The organism is Kocuria sp. PD6 (genome assembly GCF_031844145.1).
Lineage (GTDB): Bacteria > Actinomycetota > Actinomycetes > Actinomycetales > Micrococcaceae > Kocuria > Kocuria marina.
The window spans coordinates 258,074-271,360 of record NZ_JAUZUS010000002.1; the positions used below are offsets into that span (position 1 = coordinate 258,074).

A 13,287-nucleotide genomic window follows, 5' to 3' on the forward strand; every position below is an offset into this window, starting at 1 on the left:
GCGGGGGTTCTCTCTTCCCCCCCGTATCTCATTGAGCACAGCCCCGCCCGCGCGGATCGTTCCCGCCCCGGCGGCGGGGTGATCACCGAGCCGGCATCTCAGGGTCGAGCTCCCTCGTCGTGGAAGAGAGACATCATCATGGGTTCCACCCCATTCCGTGGCCGCCCCACGGTGGCCGCCACTATCGCCGTCGCCACCGCCTTGCTGGGCGGGGCGACCGCCCCGGCCTTCGCCCGCTGGGAGGCCACCCCGGTCCCTGCCCATACCCAGACCGAGACTCTCCAGCCCGAGCCCACCTCCCCGACCGCCTACGAGTTCGGCGAGACCCTGGCCGGCCTCGAAGGCGAGGAACTGGAGATCACTTTCCTGGCCGAGATCATCGGCCACCACCAGGGCGCCATCGAGATGGCCGAACTGGAGCTGGAGCGCGGCACCAGTCCCGACATCCGCACGCATGCGGAGAACATCGTCGCCGACCAGCAGCACCAGATCGAGCAGTTCACCCGGTGGCTGGATCAGTGGTACGGACTGACCCCGGACGAAGCCAAGGCCCAGGCCCCGGAGGAGGCCCGCCAGGAGATGGCGACCATGGAGGAGGAGATGCAGATGATGCACGAGGAATTGCTGGCGGTGGAAGCCGGTGAAGGCTTCGACGTCGCCTTCGTGCAGAAGATGATTCCGCACCACTCCAGCGGAATCATCGAGTTCCTCGAGCCCCAGGCCCGGGCACCGCACGCCGAACTGCGGGTGGCCTCCACCGCCGGGATCACCACTCAGCAGGCTCAGGTCGCCGACTTCCGCACCTGGCTCGCCGGCCACGGCTGAGGCCCGGTCCCGGGCCCCGCGCGCCGGGGGCCCACGGGCATCCGGCGCGTGGGAATCAGTGGTCACCGGCCCGGAGGGGCCCCACGCATTCGGGTGGGGCCCCTCCGGGCCGGTGACCTGCGGTGGCTCAGGCTGACTGCGGGAAGGACTCGTGCCTGGTGGTGGGGGGCCACCCAACAGCAGGTGCTAGTGCGGTGACCGGGTAGGTCGGCGGTGTTTCAGGCCGCCGCGGTGGTGTGGTGGCCCCAGCGGTGGCCCCTTGATGGCGCTCAGGTGAAACTCCCCGCGGCGTACGATCCGCTGCAACCGCTGGCCCTCCGCCGGCGTCAACCGACGCACCTTCACACGTTCAGCCATGCCACCAGTCCAAACCCGGCCGACCCAACCGGTCAACGCACTAGCTCTGGAGCTGCTGGAGCAAGCCGTCCATTTCCTGGATCTCGGCTTCCTGGTCATCGATCACTTTCTGGGCCATCGCGATGGCCTGCGAGTTCTGCCCATTGGTGACCTCTTCCTTGGCCATGTCGATGGCCCCGCGGTGGTGTTCGGTCATCTGGGTCAAAAACAGCTCGGCGGCCTCATCCCCTTCGGCGGCCTGGAGCTGATCCATGTCTTTCTCGGTCATCATGCCCTCCATGCCCGAACCGGAGTCGGAGTCGTGACCCATGGACTCGTGGCCCATGTCCCCGGCCGCCGCTGAGGTGGGCTCACCCCAGGTCTGGAGCATCTGTTCCAGGCGGTCGATCTCCGGGCCCTGGGCGGCGACGATCTTGTTGGCCAGCTCCTGGATTTGCGGATCCACGTTGTCCTTGGCCAGCATCATCTCGCTCATCTGCACGGCCTGCTGGTGGTGGGGGATCATCATCTGGGCGAACATCGTGTCGGCGTCGTTGTGCTCCTCCGAGATTTCCTGGGCGGAGGAGGAGCCAGAGGGGGCGGTCGTGCCGGTGGTCTCGGTGCTTCCGGCACCTGCCGCTGCAGACGTAGCGGCCTCGGAGGCCGCCCCGGTGTTCTCCTCGCCGTTGGTGCCGCAGCCGGCCAGGGCCAGAGCCGAGGCCAGGGCGAGGGTGATGAGGGTGGTGGAACGCTTCACAGTGTGTCCTTCTCTTGTTGTTGAGGGGTTGGGGAAAGGGTGGCTCAGGAGGTGGGGACGGTCGCGGGTTGTTCGGCGGGCCGGCGGTCCTCGGTGCTGGTGGTGGACAGGTGGGCGGGGTCCAGGTCGAGCCGGCGCAGCAGCTGGGCGTTGAGTGCCACCACGATGGTGGAGACCGACATCAGCACCGCCCCCACGGCCGGGGACAGTACGATCCCGACCGGGGCGAGCACACCGGCGGCCAGGGGCACCGCGATGACGTTGTAGCCGGTGGCCCAGGCCAGGTTCTGGATCATCTTCCGGTAGCTGGCCCGGGACAGCTCGATCATGGACAGTACCGAGCGGGGGTCGTTGCCGGCCAGCACCACCCCGGCGGACTCCATGGCCACGTCGGTGCCAGCGCCGATGGCGATCCCGACCTCGGCCCGGGCCAGGGCGGGGGCGTCGTTGACCCCGTCGCCGACCATCGCCACCGTCATCCCGCGGGACTGCAGCTCGGTGACCTTGGTGTCCTTGTCCTGGGGCAGGACCTCGGCGAAGACCTCGTCGATGCCCAGATCCGCCCCGACCGCCTCGGCGACCTGCCGGGCGTCGCCGGTGATCATCGCGACCTTCACCCCGCGCTCCTGCAGCGCCGCCACGGCGGCGCGGGACTCGGGGCGCACCTTGTCCTCCAAAGCCAGGGCGCCGATGATCCGCCCGTCCCGGACGACGTGGAGCACACCGGCGCCGCGGTTGGTCCACTCGGTCACGGTGGCGCGTAGCGGAGCGGGCGTGTCGAGAGCCAACTCGCGCAGCATGTTCGGCCCGCCCACGACGATCTCGGCCCCGTCGACGGTGGCCTTCACACCGCGGCCGGCGGCCGCGGTGAAGCCGGTGCCGCGCAGGCCCAGCCGTTGTGCTTCGGCGCTGCGGGCGGCGGCGGTCACGATCGCCCGGGCCACGGGGTGCTCGCTGTCGGCCTCGGTGGCCGCCGCCACGGCGAGCAGCTCGGCCTCGGAGGTGCCGGGCACCGGCGTAGCACCGGTAACGGCGTGCGCGCCCTCGGTCAGCGTGCCGGTCTTGTCGAAGAGCACCACGTCGATGGTGCGCATCCGCTCCAGGGCCATCCGGTCCTTGATCAGCACCCCGGCCTTCGCGGCGCGCTCGGTGGAGATCGCGATCACCAACGGGATGGCCAGGCCCAGGGCGTGGGGGCAGGCGATCACGAGCACCGTGACGGTACGGACCACGGCGTCGTCGGGGCTGCCCAGCAGGGTCCAGGTGATGGCGGTGAGCACGCCGGCGGCCAGGGCGAACCAGAACAGCCACGCGGCGGCCCGGTCGGCCAGGGCCTGGGCGCGGGAGGAGGAGGCCTGGGCGTCGGCGACCATCCGCTGGATCCCGGCCAGGGCCGTGTTCTCGCCCACCGCGTCGACGCGGACCCGGACCGCGTTGTCGGTGGCCACGGTCCCCGCCACCACCGTCTCCCCGGGCCCCCGGGAGACGGGCTGGGACTCGCCGGTGATCATGGACTCGTCGAACTCCGCGGCGCCGTCGACGATCTGCCCGTCGGCCGGAACCCGAGCCCCGGATCGGACCAGGACCACATCCCCGATCGCCAGCTCGGCGATCGGCACGGTGATGGTCTCGCCGTTCACGATCTTCTCGGCCTCGTCGGGCAGCAGTTCCGCCAGGGCGTCCAGGGCGGAGGAGGCCGCCCCCAGCGCCCGCATCTCCATCCAGTGCCCCAGCAGCATGATCACCACCAGCAGCGCCAGCTCCCACCAGAAGTCCAGCTCGAATCCGCCGATCCCCAGGGTGGTCACCCAGGAGGCCACGAACGCGACCGTGATGGCCATGCTGATCAGCAGCATCATCCCCGGCTGCCGGCTCTTGAGCTCGGTGAGTCCGCCCTTGAGGAACGGCATCCCGCCGTAGAAGTAGATGACCGTGCCCAGCACCGGAGCGATCCAAGCCGACCCGGGGAACTCGGGGATGTGGTAGCCCAGCAGGTGCCCGACCATGGGGCTGAACACCACCACCGGGACCGCCAGCACCAAGGAGAACCAGAACTTGTTCTTGAACATCGCCGTGGAGTGCCCGGCATGTTCGCCGTGGGTGTGGACGGTGTGGTCCTCGTCGAGGGCGGAGTGGGCGTGCCCGTGCGGCATGGCCTGCCCGTGGGTATCGGCATCGCCGTGCTGCCCGTGACCGGCGTGGCCGCTGTGGTCCATGGGTTGCACGGCGTCGGGGTCGGCGTGCGGGTGGCCGTGGTCATGATGCGGGGTGCTCATGATGCTCCTTCCGCGAAGATGGTTGGCTGGTCGGTACGGCGGTGGGGTTACTCAGGCCGCGACGACGGCGTAACCGGCCGCCTCGACCGCGGCCTGCACGGCCTCCGGGGTTGCCATACCGCTCACAGTCACAGTGGAGAGGCCACCGGCCGCCAGGTCGATGCGCACATCGGTCACACCCTCCAGGGCGGTGATCTCCTCGGTGACGCTGGTCGCGCAGTGGCCGCAGGTCATGCCCTCCACCTGATACGTGGCGGACGTGCCGGCCGAGGGGGCCGCTTCGGCGGCGGGAGCCGTCTGGTCGGAGGCCGGGGTGCAGCAGGCGCAGCCGGTGGAGGCCATCGGCAGCGGCTGAGGGGTCTCGGGGGTCATCTGGAGTTCCTTCGCTCGGGTTATGCGATACCGCAGGGACCCAAGGGATCCCTACAGCTCTAGGGTATATACCCCATGGGGGTATAAAGCAAGTGGGTCATCCGGTGACCTCTGCTGCCGGGGAACCCACGCGGTGACAGGTGGGCAGCTCCATGGTGAACACCGCGCCGTGTCCGGGTCCGGGGGAGGTGGCGGTCAGGGTGCCGCCGTGGGCTTCGACCAGTGCTTTGGAGATGGTCAGGCCGATCCCGGAGCCGCCGTGGTCGCGGTCGCGGGCGGTGTCCCCGCGGTAGAAGCGTTCGAAGACGTGGGACAGGTGTTCGGCGCTGATGCCATCACCGGTGTCGGCCACGTGGATGGCGATCTGCCCGGGACCCTGCCGGGCCGCCCTCAGGATCACCTTTCCGCCCAGCGGGGTGTGGCGCAGGGCGTTGGTGAGCAGGTTGCCCAGTACCTGGCCCATCCGTTGCCGGTCCACGTCCACGGTCCCGGCCGACTCGTCGACGTCGAGCTCCAGGGCTACGCCCTTGGCGGCGTAGCCCTCCCGGTGGGCCTCCACGGCACTCCGGAGGAGCTCACCGACGGGCTGCTCGGTGCGGTCCAGGTCGATCCGGCCCTCCTCGGCGCGGGAGACGTCGTTGATGTCGTCCACCAGACGGGTCAGTCGGGCCAGTTGCTCGCTCATGAGCTCACTGGTGGTCTCATCCCAGTGGGTGACCCCGTCCTGGAGGGCCTCGCAGTAGACGGTGAGCACCGCGATGGGGGTGCGCATCTCATGGGCCAGGTCTGAGAGCATTCGCCGGCGGGTGTCCTCGGTGCTCCGCAGACGGGCGGCCATGGTGTTGAACGAGGAGGCAAGGGCCTCGACCTCCGCCCCGGCGCCCATCGCCGGGACCCGGGTGTCGTAGCGGCCGTGGGCCATGCCCTGGGCCGCCTCGGTCAATCGTTCCAACGGCCCCCGGATACGACGGGAGCACCAGGCGCTGACCACCAGGGCGCAGACCAGGGCGGTGCCCAGGGCCACGCCCAGGGTGATGAGGTTGGTGTCGCGGTAGGCCTGCTCCACGTGCAGCAATTCCGGGGAGTTCTCCGGGTTCCCGGCCATGATCAGGTGCTCGTGGAAGATCGCCGGGCCGGCCAGGGAGGCCACCACGACCGCGGCGAGCAGGCTGGCGGCCACCACCAGCAGCTGGGCGAGCAGGAACCGGGAGACCAGCCCCCGGGGGCGTCGGGTCATCGGGCCCCCATCCGGTAGCCGACCCCGCGCACCGTGCCGATATGGGCGGTCGGTTCCTCGCCCAGCTTGCGGCGCAGGTGGCCGATGTGCACGTCCACGATCCGCTCGTCGCCCACCCAAGCCGGGTCCCACACGATGTCGATGAGCTGACGACGGGAGAACGCCTGGTGTGGGCGGGCCGACAGGGCCGCCAGCAGGTCGAACTCGGTGCGGGTGAGCGCCACCGGATCGCCGCCCACCCGCACCTCGTGGGCGGTCAGGTCGATGACGAGGTCCCCGAACACCCGCGCCGGTTCGGCCGGGGCCACGGTGGGGCGGGGCCGGCGCAGCACCGCGGCCACCCGGGCGACGAGCTCGCGCACGCTGAAGGGCTTGGTGATGTAGTCATCGGCCCCGGCGGCCAGCCCGGCCAGCTTGTCCTCCTCGTCCCCGCGGGCGGTGAGCATCAGCACGTAGCACTCCGAGAAGGCCCGCAGCCGCCGGCACACCTCGACCCCGTCCAGCCCCGGCAGCCCCAGATCCAGGACCACGACGTCCGGGTGCTCCGTGCGGGCGGTCTCGAGGGCGGCGGGGCCGGTGTGCGCCTGGGCGACGGCGTAGCCGGCGCGGGACAGGTAGGTGGCGACCATCTGCGCCAAAGGCTTTTCGTCGTCGACCACCAGCACGCGCTCCGGGCGGGTGCCGGCATCGGAGCCAGAATTCATGCCTCCAGTGTGTCCCTGACCTGTATGCCGATCCGGCTCAGAGGCCCTTCCTGCGGCAATCTTCGCCAAACCTTCAAGGAAAACGGCGCAGAGCCTCTCTCCAGCCGGTCGAGAATGGTGGGTGGTCCTCGTGATGTGGTTGCGAGGCGGAAAGGACCCATGAACTCCTTGACCCGCAGATCCCTTCTCCTGGGCGGGTTCAGCCTGCTGGGCTCCGGGGCCCTGGTGGCGTGCTCGCCGCAGGCGAACTCCACGGCTCCGACTGCTTCCTCCAGCACCAACAGCGCTGGAACGGCGATCACCCACGTCCACGCCATCACCCGCGACGCAGCCACCGGGGTGATTCTGTTGGCCACCCATGAGGGCCTGTTCCGGTTGGAGAGCCGGCAGTTGACCCAGGTGGGTCCGGTCGTGGACCTGATGGGTTTCACCCTCACCGAGGGCCGCTACCTGGCCTCGGGCCACCCCGGGATGGGGACCGACCTGCCCGAGCCGGTCGGGCTGATCGAATCCACCGACGGCGGTGAGACCTGGGAGGTGCTCTCCCGAGGCGGGGAGTCGGACTTCCACGCCCTGACCGCCAGCCCGAACGCGGTCATCGGCTTCGACGGACAGCTGCGCGCCAGCACCGACGGCCGCACCTGGGACACCCTTGAGATCCCCTCCGCCCCGGCGTCCCTGGCGATCGCCCCGGGCACGGGCACGGTCCTGGCCACCACCGAGAACGGTGTGCTGCGCTCCAGCGACGACGGGACCACCTGGGACACCCTGGACACCCCGCAACTGATGTCGATTGTGGCTTGGGCCGATGAGAAGACCATCGTCGGCGCCGGCATCGACGGGCGCCTGCTTACCAGCGCTGACGCCGGGGACACCTGGGACACCAGCGAGAAGGCGATCGGGGAGATCACCGCCCTGGGATCGAGCATCAGCGAGGAGGGGACGGTGGAGGCACTGCTGGTGGCCGATTCGGCCGTCCTGCGCACCACCGACGGAGGCAAGACCACCGAAGCGCTGTTGTAACGACACAGGTGAGCCAGCCGGCCCCGTGGGTTCCTCAGTACTCACTGCACCGGTGGTGGACCGGCAGGCTCTTGAGATTGCGACCAGGCAGGAAGTCCAATGAGCGACAGTCCGCACCCATCACCCACCCGTGGCCGTTCCCGCCCGGGCTCCCCGGTTCGTCTCGGCATCCTGGTGGTGGTCCTTGCCATCGTGATTTATTTGCTCACCGCTCACTGGCTGCACATGGCCGATGCCCTGCCGTATGTGTTCGTGGCCGCCATGTTGGTGATGCACCTGTTCGGTCACGGCGGTCACGGCGGCCATGGTGGCCACGGAGGTGACCTCCAGGAGAGAGGAGCCGGCGATGTCCGGTGAGTACGGGTACGGTCTGTGGTGGCTGGTGATCCTGAATTCCTTGGTGTTCATCGCCTTCGCATTCAGTTTCATCCAGCCCAAGACCAGGCTGGACTGGCGCGCCCTGGGCGGGTTTTCGGCGTTTATCGTCGCGCTGTTCACCGAGATGTACGGCATTCCGCTGACGATCTTCTTGCTCTCGGGCTGGCTGGGCGAGAAGGTGCCCGGTCTGCAGTCCCTGGATCATGGATCGGGGCACCTGTGGCAGGAGCTGTTCGGATGGGAAGGGGATCCGCATCTGAATCCTCTGCACCTGCTCAGCAACCTCGTGATCGGGGCGGGGCTGTACCTGCTCTACCGTGCCTGGCGGGTGCTCTATGCGGCCCAGCACGAAGGGCGTCTGGCGAGCACCGGCCCGTATGCGCGTCTCCGCCACCCGCAGTACGTAGGGTTCTTGGCTGTCATGGTGGGCTTTCTGCTGCAGTGGCCCACGGTGCTGACCCTGCTGATGTTCCCGGTGCTGGTGGTGGTCTACTGGCGCCTGGCGCGCAAGGAGGAGCAGATCCTGGTCCGCCAGTTCGGCACCGCCTACCAGGACTATGCCCGCCGGGTGCCGGGGTTTCTCCCCCGGTTCCGCCGGCAGACGGCCCGCTCCTGAGCAGCACAAGGGTAGCCCCGGACCGAGGGGCGCCCCGGGTGGGGACCATGCTGTGGGTGACGACGGCCTGGGGCCTGTGTTTCGTGGCCATCCGATGGGGTTTGCAGGACGCGCCGGTGCTGTGGTTCGCGGCACTACGTGCTCTGATCGCCGGGGCCGCGTTGTTGCTCGTCGCCGCCGCGCAGCGACGGCCCCTGCGGCCGCGGGGGCCGTCCTGGGGTCTGCTGACGGCGATGGCGGTGGTGAACGTGACCGTGGCCTTCGCCGCGATGTTCGCCGGGACCGCAGGACTGGCCACGGGGGCGGCAGCGGTGCTGTCGAACGCGCAGCCGTTACTGATCCTGCTGCCGGCCTGGTGGTTCTACGGTGAGGCCGTGTCCGTGCGTTCCGCGGCCTCTGTGGTGGTCGGGTTCGCCGGGTTGGTGCTGGTGGGGGTGGCTAGTGGTGGCGGGCAGGGGGCGTGGCTGTCGCTGCTCTCAGCGGTGGCCGTCACCGCCGGAACGCTGATGTCACGGAGGCTGTCCGGAACGGATCTGGTGGTCGCCATCGGCTGGCACTTTGTGATCGGCGGTCTTCTGCTGGTGGCGTTGGCCGCCGCGGTCGAGGGCGCCCCGGCCATCGCCTGGACCCCTCGGTTCGTGCTGGCACTGGGGTTCCTGTCGCTGATCGGGACCGCAGCCGCCTTCCTCGCCTGGTTCCGCCAGACCCAGGTGGCACGCCTGGACCTGCTCAGCGCGTGGACCCTGCTGGTGCCCGTGATCGCCATGGCGGTCTCGGCGGTGCTGCCTGGGGAACGGCCCACCGTGTGAAGCGCGGTGGGGGCGGTGATCGTGCTGGTCTCCCTGGCGCTGGTGACGGTCCCAGGCAGGGTTCGCCCGGGACCATGACCCGTCACGCCCTCGACGCCTGCCCAGGTAGCCACCGGCCCCCGTGGCTCACGGGGCTCCTGCCCATGGACCGCCCGTGACTAGACTCGGCCCGGACGGCACACCGGTTGCAGGGAAGGGCGCGACGGCGATGGACGGGCATCTCTCCCACCACCGGGTCAGCGATCAGGCGGGCACCCCCGGAGAGGCTGCGGCGGTCCGGCCGAGGCGCCTGCGCGCGCTGTGGAACTCCGCCATCGGCGGGATCGGCGTGGCCCTGGGGCTGCTCCCGCACGTGCTGCACCACGTGGGAGTGCTCGCCGGGACGGCGCTGATTGCCGGGTCCGGCGGGACCCTCGTGTTCGGTGTTCTGGGCCTTGCCGCCTCGGTCCCCCTCCTGCTGCGCCTGCGCCGCAGGTTCGACACCTGGTGGGCGCCGGCCGTCGGTCTGGTCGTCTTCGCGGGCCTCTACTCGCTCTCGGCCTTCGTCATCGGCCCGCTGATCAGCGGCAGCGCACCAGGCGGCGTCCCGGGCGGCGAGGACTCCCCGGTCCCCTCCCACGGCCCCGGCCACACCTCCGGTCACTGACCGGAAAGGGGAGCCAGGCCCTTTCTGGCCACAGGGCGCAGCGGGTGTGCCACACCCCAGGGGAGCATTCCTCTCAGTTACGGGAACAGTGTGTGATCCTCCGTGGCCGGCTGACGCTGCGACGTGCTCTTCTCGATGCTGCGCGGCAGCACTGAGCACCACCCCGTCTGAGTCACTGAATCCTTCAGGGATCGGGGCTCTTCGCAGATGAGCGGGGTCAGGGGGTTCTCCAGGGTCGGTGTCCTCCGGCTGCCATGAGGGCTCTGAGCCGATAGTTCTCTGGGTTTCGGAAGCCTCGGGCGACGCGGCGCATGGTCTCGATGACCCCGTTGACGGCCTCCGTGGGGCCGTTCGAGGCGCCATTGGTGTGGAAGTAGGCCAGGATCTCTTCCCTCCAGCGTCGCAGGGTCCTCCCGAGGCGGGCGACCTCGGGGATGGGGCAGGTGTGCAGGCTGTCGATGACCTCCACCGCCAGGGCCCGGCCGGTGGTCGAGGTGGGCTGGTGGTAGACGGCGCGCAGCTTCTGATAGCACTGCCAGGCCACCAGGACCTCGTCGTGCGGGTCGCCAGCGGCCAGGCCGGCCTCGAGGCGGGCGGCCTGGCGTTCGGTGAGGTGCTCCACCCCGCAGGTCAGCGCCCGTCGGATGCGGTACAGCGGATCACCAGCCCTGCCTCGGTGCCCAGTCGTGTTCTGCTGCACCCGCCGGCGGACCTCATCGACCATCTGAGTGCCGAGCTTGACGATGTGGAAGGCGTCCAGGACGACCTGAGTCGCGGGCAGCTGGTCACGGATCGCGTTGGCGTAGCCGCGGAACGGGTCCAGGGTCGCGGTGGTGACCCCGTCCCGGAAGGCCGGCGACTGCCGCGCCAGCCAACCCTGGTAAGCGGCACCCGAGCGGCCCGGGACCAGGTCCAGCAGCCGCGCCCGGGGGCGCCCGTCCTCGTCCGGGGTGTGATCGATGATCCCGGTCACCGCCCGTCGTCCCGGCAGCCCGACGTGGGTCCAGATGTGCTCATCCACGCCCAGGCGCCGCACTCCTTCGAGGCGGGCCGGGTCGGCGATCCTGGCCCGGATCATTGGGGCCACCGCGTTCCACACGGTGTGCCAGGCGACTCCGAGCATCCCGGCCAGAGCAGAGACGGTGATGTCGTGGGAGGCGATCTGGTCGGCGCACCAGGCCACGGCCCGGGTAATGAGCCTGGCCCGAGGGGCGGCGACCGGGTGGGGCTCGGTGAAGCTGGTCCGGGCGCAGGCCGGCTCCTGGCAACGCCAGCGGCGCTTGCTCCACACCAGGCGCACCGGCACCCCGTGAGCGGGCAGGTCGTGCAGCAGCACACGGTCCCGGTCCTTGGCCCGGGCAGCGATGACCCCGCAGTCGGGGCAGGCGGCCTCGCGGCCGCGCGTTTCCACGCTCAGTGCCCACCCACGGTCGGTGAGTTCGGCGGCACGCACGTGCATGTCGGGCTGGTCGAAGAGAGTGCACGCGGACACGCAACAGGCGTGCCCGCCGATAGGCTGGGTCACAGTCGAGGCCTTCGAAGGATGCGGAGTAGACGCCTTCATCCTGAAGGCCTCGACGCCTACCCACTCAGCTCGACACGGCCCCCACCGCTCCGGCAGAGAACCTCCCGGCCCCGCTCATCTGCGAAGAGCCGGGATCGGCCTGATTGCTCGACGAGAACCTGAGAGGCCTCCCACCCCCGGATCCGCAGCTGCGGAAACCACCGGGGCCGGACCCGGCTCTACAGCCGGCCCGGGTGACGGGGTCTGACGACGAGCACGGGGCAGCGGGCGTGGTGGAGGACCTGGTTGGAGACCGAGCCCAGCAGCAGGCCGGTGAAGCCGCCGTAGCCGTGGGATCCCACGACCAGCAGATCGGCCTCGGTGGAGGCCTCGACCAGCACGGCGGCCGGCTGTCCCTGGACCACCTCGCCGGTGATGTCCTCCTGCTCGGCGTGCACGCTGCGCATCGCGTCGTCCTGGAGGAACCGGGCCCTGGCTTCGTACCTGGTCAGGTCCCAGTCCGGCTCGTCGTCGCCGGCCACCATGGACGGGTGCTGCCAGGCGGTCACCACATGGACCTGGCCCTGGCGCAACCGGGCCTCGGTGACCGCCCACTCCAGAGCCCTCAGGGACTCGGGCGAGCCGTCCACCCCGACCACGACGCGGAAGGTCTCCGCGGCGTTCACGACCGTGCCCCCGCCGTGGGGTGGGGCCGGCCCGGGTGCGGGGCGGGCGCGAGGAAGTCCGCGCGCACCCCCAGGGCGGCGTCGGTGCGGCTCATGGATTCGGCCCCGTCCGTGACGGTGCCGGCCAGGGCCCGGATCGCGTCGATGTTCTCCGGGACGACCACCGCCTGGTTGTCGACGGTGTAGGTGCAGAACAGCTCGTCGCCCTGCACCGTGAGGATGTCGGCCCACACGGCGACCTCGTACATGTCCCCGCGGGGCCGGCCGAGGTCCCGCATCAGCTCGATGGTGCTGTTGGGCGCCACGATCCCCTCGCCGCTGCGGACCAGCGCGACCCGCGGCATGGCGCCCAGCGCCTCGAGGACCTCTTGCTGGGTGGCGGGGCGGGTGAGGTCGATGGCCCAGTAGTGCAGGTGGTTCTGGGTGTGGGAGCCCTTCGCGGCCATGGTCACCACGTCGAGGCCCGGCACGACCGTCCGGGCGTCGGGCCCTTGGTGGCTGGGGATGGCCGTTTCCGGGACGACGGTGTTCATGATCCCGGAGTGATCGGACTCCCACGGGTCGGTGGCCCGGCGGATGAGCACCCCGCGCGCCCTGGCCAGCAGTCCCGCGCCCTGCAGCGCGGTCAGGGTGCGGACCGTGGCGGTGGTGTTGCAGGAGACCACCCGGGTGGTGTCCCGGCCCAGGGCGGTGGCGTAGTTGGCGTGGGCGACGAAGGAGTGGCCGGTGAGGGCGTGCTTCTCCCCACCCTGGAAGACGGCTCTGACCCCGTGGGCGCGGTAGTGCTCGAGGTTGGTGGCCCCGCTCCTGGCCGGGGTGCAGTCCACGATCACGTCCACGGCCCCGAGCAGCTGGTGCAGCTCTCCTGCCACGGGCAACTGCGCCGAGCGCATCGCCGCTGCCCCTGCGGCGGTGGAGGCGTGGACGGGGATGCCGCGGGAGACCGCGGTGGCGATGCGGTAGTCGGAGACCACGTCGCTGATCCCGACCAGTTCCATGTCGTGTTGGGCGGTGACCGCATCGGCGACGCGTTTGCCGATCACCCCGTAGCCGTTGACGCCCACCCGGATCTTCTGGGTCATTTTCGTTCCTTTCCTAACAGGGACTACCGGCGGTCG

Annotated in this window: 14 protein-coding genes; 6 read left to right on the top strand and 8 right to left on the bottom strand. The window is 70.2% G+C overall.

Features of this window, described 5'->3' with window-relative positions:
* Positions 1-138 precede the first annotated feature (138 nt).
* Entirely contained in the window at positions 139-825 is a 687-nt protein-coding gene (locus Q9R22_RS02710; protein WP_131333816.1) for a DUF305 domain-containing protein, read from the top strand.
* 397 nt (positions 826-1,222) lie between these two features.
* Here Q9R22_RS02710 and Q9R22_RS02715 read toward each other — a convergent pair whose 3' ends face one another.
* The 5 genes from Q9R22_RS02715 to Q9R22_RS02735 form a co-directional block, all read right to left on the bottom strand.
* Positions 1,223-1,918, bottom strand: a complete 696-nt coding sequence (locus Q9R22_RS02715) for a DUF305 domain-containing protein (protein WP_131333815.1) — start codon at positions 1,916-1,918, stop codon at positions 1,223-1,225.
* Positions 1,919-1,962: 44 nt separating this feature from the next.
* On the bottom strand, positions 1,963-4,194 hold the full coding sequence (locus Q9R22_RS02720) for a copper-translocating P-type ATPase (protein WP_131333814.1): 2,232 nt from the start codon (positions 4,192-4,194) through the stop codon (positions 1,963-1,965).
* A 51-nt stretch (positions 4,195-4,245) separates the two neighbouring features.
* Positions 4,246-4,566 carry a heavy-metal-associated domain-containing protein gene (locus Q9R22_RS02725; RefSeq protein WP_131333813.1) on the bottom strand — a complete coding sequence of 107 codons (321 nt, stop codon included), beginning with the start codon at positions 4,564-4,566 and terminating at the stop codon, positions 4,246-4,248.
* Positions 4,567-4,663: 97 nt separating this feature from the next.
* On the bottom strand, positions 4,664-5,803 hold the full coding sequence (locus Q9R22_RS02730; protein WP_131333812.1) for a cell wall metabolism sensor histidine kinase WalK: 1,140 nt from the start codon (positions 5,801-5,803) through the stop codon (positions 4,664-4,666).
* On the bottom strand, positions 5,800-6,507 hold the full coding sequence (locus tag Q9R22_RS02735) for a response regulator transcription factor (protein ID WP_311254011.1): 708 nt from the start codon (positions 6,505-6,507) through the stop codon (positions 5,800-5,802). Before Q9R22_RS02735 ends, Q9R22_RS02730 begins: the two co-directional genes overlap by 4 nt.
* A gap of 159 nt (positions 6,508-6,666) precedes the next feature.
* Here Q9R22_RS02735 and Q9R22_RS02740 point away from each other — a divergent pair, with 159 nt between their 5' ends.
* The 5 genes from Q9R22_RS02740 (at position 6,667) to Q9R22_RS02760 (ending at position 9,979) form a co-directional block, all read left to right on the top strand.
* A complete protein-coding gene (locus Q9R22_RS02740) occupies positions 6,667-7,530 on the top strand; it encodes a F510_1955 family glycosylhydrolase (RefSeq protein ID WP_311254012.1) in 864 nt (287 codons plus the stop codon).
* A 99-nt stretch (positions 7,531-7,629) separates the two neighbouring features.
* On the top strand, positions 7,630-7,887 hold the full coding sequence (locus tag Q9R22_RS02745) for a DUF2933 domain-containing protein (protein ID WP_311254013.1): 258 nt from the start codon (positions 7,630-7,632) through the stop codon (positions 7,885-7,887).
* Complete coding sequence (locus tag Q9R22_RS02750) at positions 7,877-8,524, top strand: isoprenylcysteine carboxylmethyltransferase family protein (RefSeq protein ID WP_101851215.1); 648 nt, start codon at positions 7,877-7,879, stop codon at positions 8,522-8,524. The genes Q9R22_RS02745 and Q9R22_RS02750 overlap by 11 nt, the downstream gene beginning before the upstream one ends.
* A gap of 47 nt (positions 8,525-8,571) precedes the next feature.
* Positions 8,572-9,333 carry a DMT family transporter gene (locus Q9R22_RS02755; RefSeq protein ID WP_311254014.1) on the top strand — a complete coding sequence of 254 codons (762 nt, stop codon included), beginning with the start codon at positions 8,572-8,574 and terminating at the stop codon, positions 9,331-9,333.
* A 154-nt stretch (positions 9,334-9,487) separates the two neighbouring features.
* A complete protein-coding gene (locus Q9R22_RS02760) occupies positions 9,488-9,979 on the top strand; it encodes a hypothetical protein (RefSeq protein WP_311254015.1) in 492 nt (163 codons plus the stop codon).
* 217 nt (positions 9,980-10,196) lie between these two features.
* Here the strand turns inward: Q9R22_RS02760 and Q9R22_RS02765 are convergent, their stop codons facing one another.
* From Q9R22_RS02765 to Q9R22_RS02775, 3 genes are all read right to left on the bottom strand, one after another.
* Positions 10,197-11,471: an ISL3 family transposase gene (locus tag Q9R22_RS02765; protein ID WP_311254016.1), complete on the bottom strand. Its 1,275-nt coding sequence runs from the start codon at positions 11,469-11,471 to the stop codon at positions 10,197-10,199.
* Positions 11,472-11,722: 251 nt separating this feature from the next.
* A complete protein-coding gene (locus Q9R22_RS02770; protein WP_311254017.1) occupies positions 11,723-12,169 on the bottom strand; it encodes a universal stress protein in 447 nt (148 codons plus the stop codon).
* Positions 12,166-13,251 (bottom strand): type II glyceraldehyde-3-phosphate dehydrogenase, encoded by a 1,086-nt coding sequence (locus tag Q9R22_RS02775; RefSeq protein ID WP_311254018.1) that lies wholly within the window; start codon positions 13,249-13,251, stop codon positions 12,166-12,168. Before Q9R22_RS02775 ends, Q9R22_RS02770 begins: the two co-directional genes overlap by 4 nt.
* Positions 13,252-13,287 lie beyond the last annotated feature (36 nt).

Coding starts and splice junctions, on each gene's coding strand:
- Q9R22_RS02710 (WP_131333816.1), top strand. CDS start 139: ATGGGTTCCACCCCATTCCGTGGCCGCCCCACGGTGGCCGCCACTATC.
- Q9R22_RS02720 (WP_131333814.1), bottom strand. CDS start 4,194: ATGAGCACCCCGCATCATGACCACGGCCACCCGCACGCCGACCCCGAC.
- Q9R22_RS02725 (WP_131333813.1), bottom strand. CDS start 4,566: ATGACCCCCGAGACCCCTCAGCCGCTGCCGATGGCCTCCACCGGCTGC.
- Q9R22_RS02730 (WP_131333812.1), bottom strand. CDS start 5,803: ATGACCCGACGCCCCCGGGGGCTGGTCTCCCGGTTCCTGCTCGCCCAG.
- Q9R22_RS02735 (WP_311254011.1), bottom strand. CDS start 6,507: ATGAATTCTGGCTCCGATGCCGGCACCCGCCCGGAGCGCGTGCTGGTG.
- Q9R22_RS02740 (WP_311254012.1), top strand. CDS start 6,667: ATGAACTCCTTGACCCGCAGATCCCTTCTCCTGGGCGGGTTCAGCCTG.
- Q9R22_RS02745 (WP_311254013.1), top strand. CDS start 7,630: ATGAGCGACAGTCCGCACCCATCACCCACCCGTGGCCGTTCCCGCCCG.
- Q9R22_RS02750 (WP_101851215.1), top strand. CDS start 7,877: ATGTCCGGTGAGTACGGGTACGGTCTGTGGTGGCTGGTGATCCTGAAT.
- Q9R22_RS02755 (WP_311254014.1), top strand. CDS start 8,572: ATGCTGTGGGTGACGACGGCCTGGGGCCTGTGTTTCGTGGCCATCCGA.
- Q9R22_RS02775 (WP_311254018.1), bottom strand. CDS start 13,251: ATGACCCAGAAGATCCGGGTGGGCGTCAACGGCTACGGGGTGATCGGC.